5 protein-coding genes are annotated in these 6,095 nt (G+C 43.9%); all 5 read right to left on the bottom strand.

Translation table 11 applies throughout. The features are described from left to right. Nucleotides 1–507: 507 nt before the first annotated feature. A complete protein-coding gene (gene ileS / locus N4310_RS00965) occupies nucleotides 508–3,312 on the bottom strand; it encodes an isoleucine--tRNA ligase (protein WP_262091732.1) in 2,805 nt (934 codons plus the stop codon). A gap of 267 nt (nucleotides 3,313–3,579) precedes the next feature. Next, nucleotides 3,580–4,338, bottom strand: coding sequence for a DivIVA domain-containing protein (locus tag N4310_RS00960; protein WP_262091731.1), 759 nt, complete (start codon nucleotides 4,336–4,338; stop codon nucleotides 3,580–3,582). Between the two features lie 9 nt (nucleotides 4,339–4,347). After that, a complete protein-coding gene (locus N4310_RS00955) occupies nucleotides 4,348–5,142 on the bottom strand; it encodes a YlmH family RNA-binding protein (RefSeq protein ID WP_262091730.1) in 795 nt (264 codons plus the stop codon). Then, nucleotides 5,136–5,408, bottom strand: a complete 273-nt coding sequence (locus N4310_RS00950; protein WP_262091729.1) for a YggT family protein — start codon at nucleotides 5,406–5,408, stop codon at nucleotides 5,136–5,138. The genes N4310_RS00955 and N4310_RS00950 overlap by 7 nt, the downstream gene beginning before the upstream one ends. Beyond that, nucleotides 5,408–6,085 (bottom strand): cell division protein SepF, encoded by a 678-nt coding sequence (locus tag N4310_RS08630; RefSeq protein ID WP_262091728.1) that lies wholly within the window; start codon nucleotides 6,083–6,085, stop codon nucleotides 5,408–5,410. Before N4310_RS08630 ends, N4310_RS00950 begins: the two co-directional genes overlap by 1 nt. Between the last annotated feature and the right edge of the window lie 10 nt (nucleotides 6,086–6,095).

Genomic DNA, 6,095 nt, shown 5'->3' with positions numbered 1-6,095 from the left:
TTGCCATTGTTTTTTGGCAATTTCTGATGATTTTTTAGCTATTTACACGGAGTTGTTTGAGGTATGAATAATTTGGGTTCAATGATTTGGGCAAGACGATTTCGCTTATCTTTACGAAAAGTAAGCCAATCTTCTCTAAAAGTAATGTTTAGGTCTTGAATTCCGAGTAATTTTTGAGTAACATAGTCCATATGAAGCAATTCCTATTCTGATGTTTTTTTCCACTTATCAGTTTACTAGAAATTGCTTTTTTTTGCACTCTGAATTACAAAAAAAGTTGCATGGAGAGCAAGCTTTCCACACAACTTATTATAGAACCGAGATTCTTTTTCTATCTCCCAATCCCCTCAGACAAACAAAACCTCCCCTCAGCATTTCTAGTGAAGATAATCACTATCCACGGTAAGGGGAGGTTTTTAATCATATTCAGCGGATTTCAAAATCGATTTTCCTAGTTATTTTTTGTCTTCCGCGAGTATCAATCAGTCAGATTAAAGGAGTCTGATGTTATTTTTGTGGGCTTTCAAAGCCTTCTGCGACAGCTTCTGGGAAGTTAGCTTCCAGGATGGACGCACAGTGGTCACAAACCATGTCTAGGTTTGGATTGTTGTTGGTTCCCACACTTGGGTCAACGCGGCGGCAGCGTTGGCAGACTTGTCCTTCTGCTGGTTTGACCACAAGGGCTAGATCTTCAAAGCTGAGGGCTTCTGCTGGGGCTGGCTCAGATGCTAGGGTTAGCTTAGAAACGATAAGGAGTTGAGCCAAGTTTGTCTCAAGGGCTTCCAACTCCGCTAGGAGTTCTGGGCTTGCATAGACGAGCAATTCAGCTTCTAGGGATTTTCCGATGACTTTGCCAGCACGTGCTTCTTCCAAGGCTTTTTGAGCGTGGGAGCGGAAGCTGAAGAAGGTTTTCCATTCTTTCAGCAGTTGCTCGCCATTGGCAAAGCTTTCAACTTCTGGGAAGTCTGTTAGCTGTACAAAGTCAGCTTCTTCAAATTCCAGGTAGGACCAGATTTCTTCGGCTGTGTGTGGCAGGATTGGGGTCAAAAGTTTGGTAAGTTTGACCAAGATGTCGTAGAAGACTGTCTGCATTTGACGGCGCTCTTTGGATTTAGCTCCTTCGATGTAAACAACATCCTTGGCAAAGTCCAGGTAGAAAGCAGACAGGTCAACGGTCACGAAGTTCACAACGGTTTTATAGATGTTGAGGAAGTTGAAACCATCGTAGTCCTTCCGGATGGCTGCGACTACTTGATTGAAGCGGACCATCATGTATTGGTCAACGGAACGCAAGTCTTCAAATGCAACACAATCTTCAGCTGGGTTAAAGTCAGTAGTATTGGCCAACAAGAAGCGGAGAGTGTTCCGAATCTTCCGATAGGTCTCTGATACCTGACTCAAGATATCCATGGAGATCCGCACGTCATTGCTGGTGTCAACGCTACTTACCCAAAGACGCAGGATTTCAGCACCAAACTGTTTTTCCACATCACTAGGCAAGATGGTATTTCCTAGCGACTTGGACATTTTTTCACCCTTACCATCCAAAACAAATCCTTGAGAAAGGAGCTGTTTATAAGGAGCAACGCCATGATTAGCAACGGAGGTGATCAAGGAAGAATTAAACCAACCGCGGTATTGGTCCGAACCTTCGAGGTAGAGGTCGGCTGGGTACTGCAAATTGTCCCGATTTCGAAGAACCCCATTCCAAGAACTACCGGAATCAAACCAAACGTCCATGATGTCGGTTTCCTTGGTGAAGACACCGTTTGGCGATCCTGGGTGACTATAACCTTCTGGCAAGAGCTCTTTGGCTTCGCGAGCCCACCAAACAGAAGCTCCGTGCTCCTCGAACAATTGCGCCACGTTCTCAATTGTTTCGGTCTCCATGATTGCTGTTCCATCTTCTGCGTAGAAAATTGGAAGCGGAACACCCCAGGCCCGTTGGCGCGAGATGACCCAATCGCCACGATCACGAATCATGTTGTAAAGACGTGTGCGTCCCCAGTCCATGTGGAATTGAACTTGGTCAATTTGATCCAAGATTTCTTGACGGAAATCAGATACGGAAGCAAACCACTGCGGAACAGCCCGCCAAATGATCGGTTTCTTAGTCCGCCAGTCAAATGGGTAGGAGTGGGTGATTTCTTCCTGAGCCAACAAAAGGTTGCCCAATTTATCAACAACTGTCGGTAAGACCTTGCCATAGAATTGACCTGCAAAATCAGCTCCGGCATTGTCCATCATCACTCCACGTTCATCGACGGTCACAGCTACTTCCAGTCCATTGGCAACTCCGACATAGTAGTCATCCTCACCAAATCCAGGGGCTGTATGGACAATCCCAGTACCGGAATCCGTCGTAACGTGGTCTCCAAGAATGACCAGCTCATCAACCTCAGTATCCCATGGATGCTCTGTCACAATATGCTCCAGCTCTTTACCCGTATAACGAGCGACCACTTGGACATCTTCCCAGGCAAATTTCTCAGCTAAACGATCCAACAATTCTTCTGCCACCACAAAATGACGATCGTCGCCAGCTGCTTGCACCCGCACATAAGAAATATCTGCACCAACAGTCAAACCGCGAGAAGCTGTGATGGTAAATGGTGTTGTGGTCCAGACAACGATATACGTATTGGTGTCTAGAACACCCTTACCATCCTTAACCTTATTGGCATAGTAGAGTGAGTTTGAAGTCACATCATGGTATTCGATCTCCGCTTCCGCAAGCGCAGATTCTGATGACCAAGACCAGTAAACAGGCTTAGCTCCACGGTAGATATAGCCTTTTTCAGCCATTTTTCCGAAGACGCGGACTTGGGCAGCCTCATAATCTGGCGTTAAGGTGACGTAAGGATTGTCCCAATCTGCTGCTACACCTAGGCGTTTAAAGTCAGCCTTTTGCTTTTCAACCTGACCCAAGGCATACTCCCGACAAAGCTCTAGATAGTCCACCAAGTCCATCTCTTTACGTTTTACCCCTTGCTTGGCTAAAACCTGTTCAATTGGCAGTCCGTGAGTATCCCAACCTGGAACAAATGGTGCATAAAAACCAGTCATGGATTTAGAACGCACGATAATGTCCTTGGAGATTTTATTAAGGGCATGACCTGCATGGATATTTCCATTCGCATAGGGAGGACCATCATGCAAAACAAAGGTCGGTTTGTCTTCATTAAGTTTCAAGCGTTGCTGGTACAAGTCAGCCTTGTCCCACTCTTCTTGCCAGAGAGGTTCTTTTGTGGGCAAGCCAGCACGCATGGGGAAGCCAGTTTTTCCTAAATTCAAGGTTTCTTTTAATTTCATTTGATTCCCTTTCTATAAAAAAACACACTCTGTCTCTTCCCTAAGGACGACAAAGCGTGGTACCACCTTACTTCAGTAAATTGGGCTCACAATTCCCAAGTTACCCTCTTAGTTGATAACGGAACGACCCGTCCATACCTAATTTAATAGTTCAGTACAGAAAACATGAAAGGATAATCGTGGGAACAGGGATTGTAGGACTCACACCATCTCCTACTCGCTGACAATATATTCACACAACCGTGTTTTCATGGAATTTTTAAAAGATTATAAAAGATCGACTCTTTCTTTTTCCGTCGCATCAACTGCATCTAAAGCCGCATTTACATCTGCAGCCAATCCTTGATAGGATTGTGTTTCTGCCATTTGGTTGGCAGAGGCAATCCTGTTTTGCAATTCAGCTACTTCTACCGGTGAAAATTGACGGGTCATATCAATTGGCTCGTCATGGGCCACCGCCTGGTCTTCCCCAAGGGCTGATACAACCACTTCACGAAAGGCTTCGTCACTGGTTTGGACATAAGAAGCGGTTGGTTTCAGAATATTTTCCCACTCTGGAGATCTAATCACACTCAACTGACTTTCCACTGCCGAACGGATTTGTTGGTGGAAAATACGGGTTTTGTTTTTCAACTCTTCCGTCTCAACCGCCACCTTCTTAGCATTATCCGTAGCCTGACGTAAAATTTCATTGGCCTTGAATTTAGCATCATCTAAGAGGCGTTGCGAATCTTGCTCAGCCTGACGGATAATATTGTTAGACTCATCAGAAGCCGTTTGTTTTACCTTTTCTGCTGCATCTTGAGCAATCAGAACGGACTGGCTCAAGGAATCTTTCATTTCATCAAAGTAAAGCAAACGTTCTTCCAAATTCCGAATCTGCTCGTCTTTAGCAGCTAACTGACGTGTTAAATCTTCAAATTCCCGAATTAAAACATCCAAAAAATCATCCACTTCATCGACATCATAACCACGAAACTTTGTAGAAAACGATTTATTGCGAATATCTAATGCTGTAAGTGCCATATTTTCTCCTTATTTACGTGCAAGTATCTTTAATTCCACTTTTATTCTACCAGATTTTGAAAGACCTATGGATTCTCCAACATAAATTCTTCCCTTACCTCGAATACTCAGCATATCTCCTGCCTTGATGGGATAAGAAACTTCCTTTCGATCCTGATAATTCACCTTTATTTTATTGGCCTTAACCAATTGAGCCGCCTTACTTCGGCCCAATTGAAAAGCAGAAGCAACCAGGCGATCCAGGCGAAGGCTGTCTAAGAAAATCGTTTTTGTCTGAACCTCTTCCTCCAATTGGAGAAGTTCCTCCATCGCACTGATAGAAATAGTGACACCCAAACGACCGATTTTACGAACCTCTTGGGTAATCAGCGAAACATAGGGCCGCTCAACAAAGACTTGAACCTGATTCTCGCCAATTAAAATATCCCCAAAAACTCGCCGATCAAGACCTGTCTGATGCAACAAACTCCCCAAAACTTGGGGATGGGTCAATTTCCCAAACTGACTCTGAAAACGAATGGCCAGCAATTCCAACTCAAAATCAGTTGAATCTAACTCATAGTAACTAGGAGCCAGCAAGAGACGCGATTGCTCACTAGGCCAGACATCTGCCGAATCAAACAGCTTGAGCTCCCGATGACTGGCTAAATTTTCAACCAGACTCACTTGGTGAGGATTTAAAAAATCGCTTAAGACCGGAACATACTGGTCTTCAACTCGTTGAATCCACTCCCAAGCTTTTTCTAAAAAGAGCTGATCCTCTTTTGTTACATGCTGGGCTAAATTTTTTAGTTCTTTTACCATGACAAGAAAAGAAACGGAAGCAGACGGTCACGAATCAGATTTAATAAGATTAAAACGACAAAAACGGTCCAATCCAATCCTAAAAATTGGAGAGGTAGGTTTCGAAAAGGCCGCACCAAGGGATTCGCAATTCGAATCAACCAGTAACCGAGCGGTGTCCTTAGGGCACCGGGAAACCAAGAGAGAATAATATAGGCTACCAAGGTCAAATCCAAGATATTAAGAAATAGATAGAGGGTTCGGTAGAGGTAATATAAAATATTCATTAGCGCCGTTTCATATCGAAGTCAAATTCGATTGCTTGATTATTGGTTTCTTCAGGCAGTTGAAGATCTTCAATATTGATGACAACATTGGAAGGAGTCAAGAGGTAGATACCACTCGCAACTTTTCTCAAATCACCTGATAACACATAACGCGCACCATCCAAATAATCCAAGCAACGACGTGCCTGTACTTCTGTCATATATTGGAAATCAATCAAGACACTCTCGTTTTGAAGGAGGAGATCCAAAAAGGTTGCCGTTTCTTCATAACGACGTGGATAACGAACGTAAATAACGTGCTTTTCTGCTGGAGCTCCTTGGCTGTTCTGACGAGCCAATTCCTCTTGTCTTGCATGTAAATCTGTGATATTTTGTGGTCTACTTGTATTCATTGTTTTTGTTTCTCTTTCTTCTGTATTTCGGTTGACAGGGGACTTCTGAGGGAGAGAAAGGGTACCTTCAGAAGCCTTGGATTGAGGTAGACTGGATAGATTTGTAAGGGTACTACGCTCTGCCTTGTCTTCCACTTGTGCCTGGGCTATTGGACTAGGATTGTCTTTCGGACCCACTTCCGGGATAACCTCTAGGTTTTCCTCTTGGAATCCACCTTCATCTTCGACAAACAGTCCCTTTAAATAGACACCAATATTTCTAAAAAAATCGAGTACTCTGTCCATAATATTCCTT

Source organism: Streptococcus danieliae (assembly GCF_025447695.1).
Taxonomy (GTDB): domain Bacteria; phylum Bacillota; class Bacilli; order Lactobacillales; family Streptococcaceae; genus Streptococcus; species Streptococcus danieliae.
This window is presented reverse-complemented; position numbering and strand designations above follow the sequence as displayed.

Bases quoted from the DNA above. Each gene is read 5' to 3' on its own strand.
- ileS (WP_262091732.1), bottom strand. From the start codon at position 3,312: ATGAAATTAAAAGAAACCTTGAATTTAGGAAAAACTGGCTTCCCCATG.
- N4310_RS00960 (WP_262091731.1), bottom strand. From the start codon at position 4,338: ATGGCACTTACAGCATTAGATATTCGCAATAAATCGTTTTCTACAAAG.
- N4310_RS00955 (WP_262091730.1), bottom strand. From the start codon at position 5,142: ATGGTAAAAGAACTAAAAAATTTAGCCCAGCATGTAACAAAAGAGGAT.
- N4310_RS00950 (WP_262091729.1), bottom strand. From the start codon at position 5,408: ATGAATATTTTATATTACCTCTACCGAACCCTCTATCTATTTCTTAAT.
- N4310_RS08630 (WP_262091728.1), bottom strand. From the start codon at position 6,085: ATGGACAGAGTACTCGATTTTTTTAGAAATATTGGTGTCTATTTAAAG.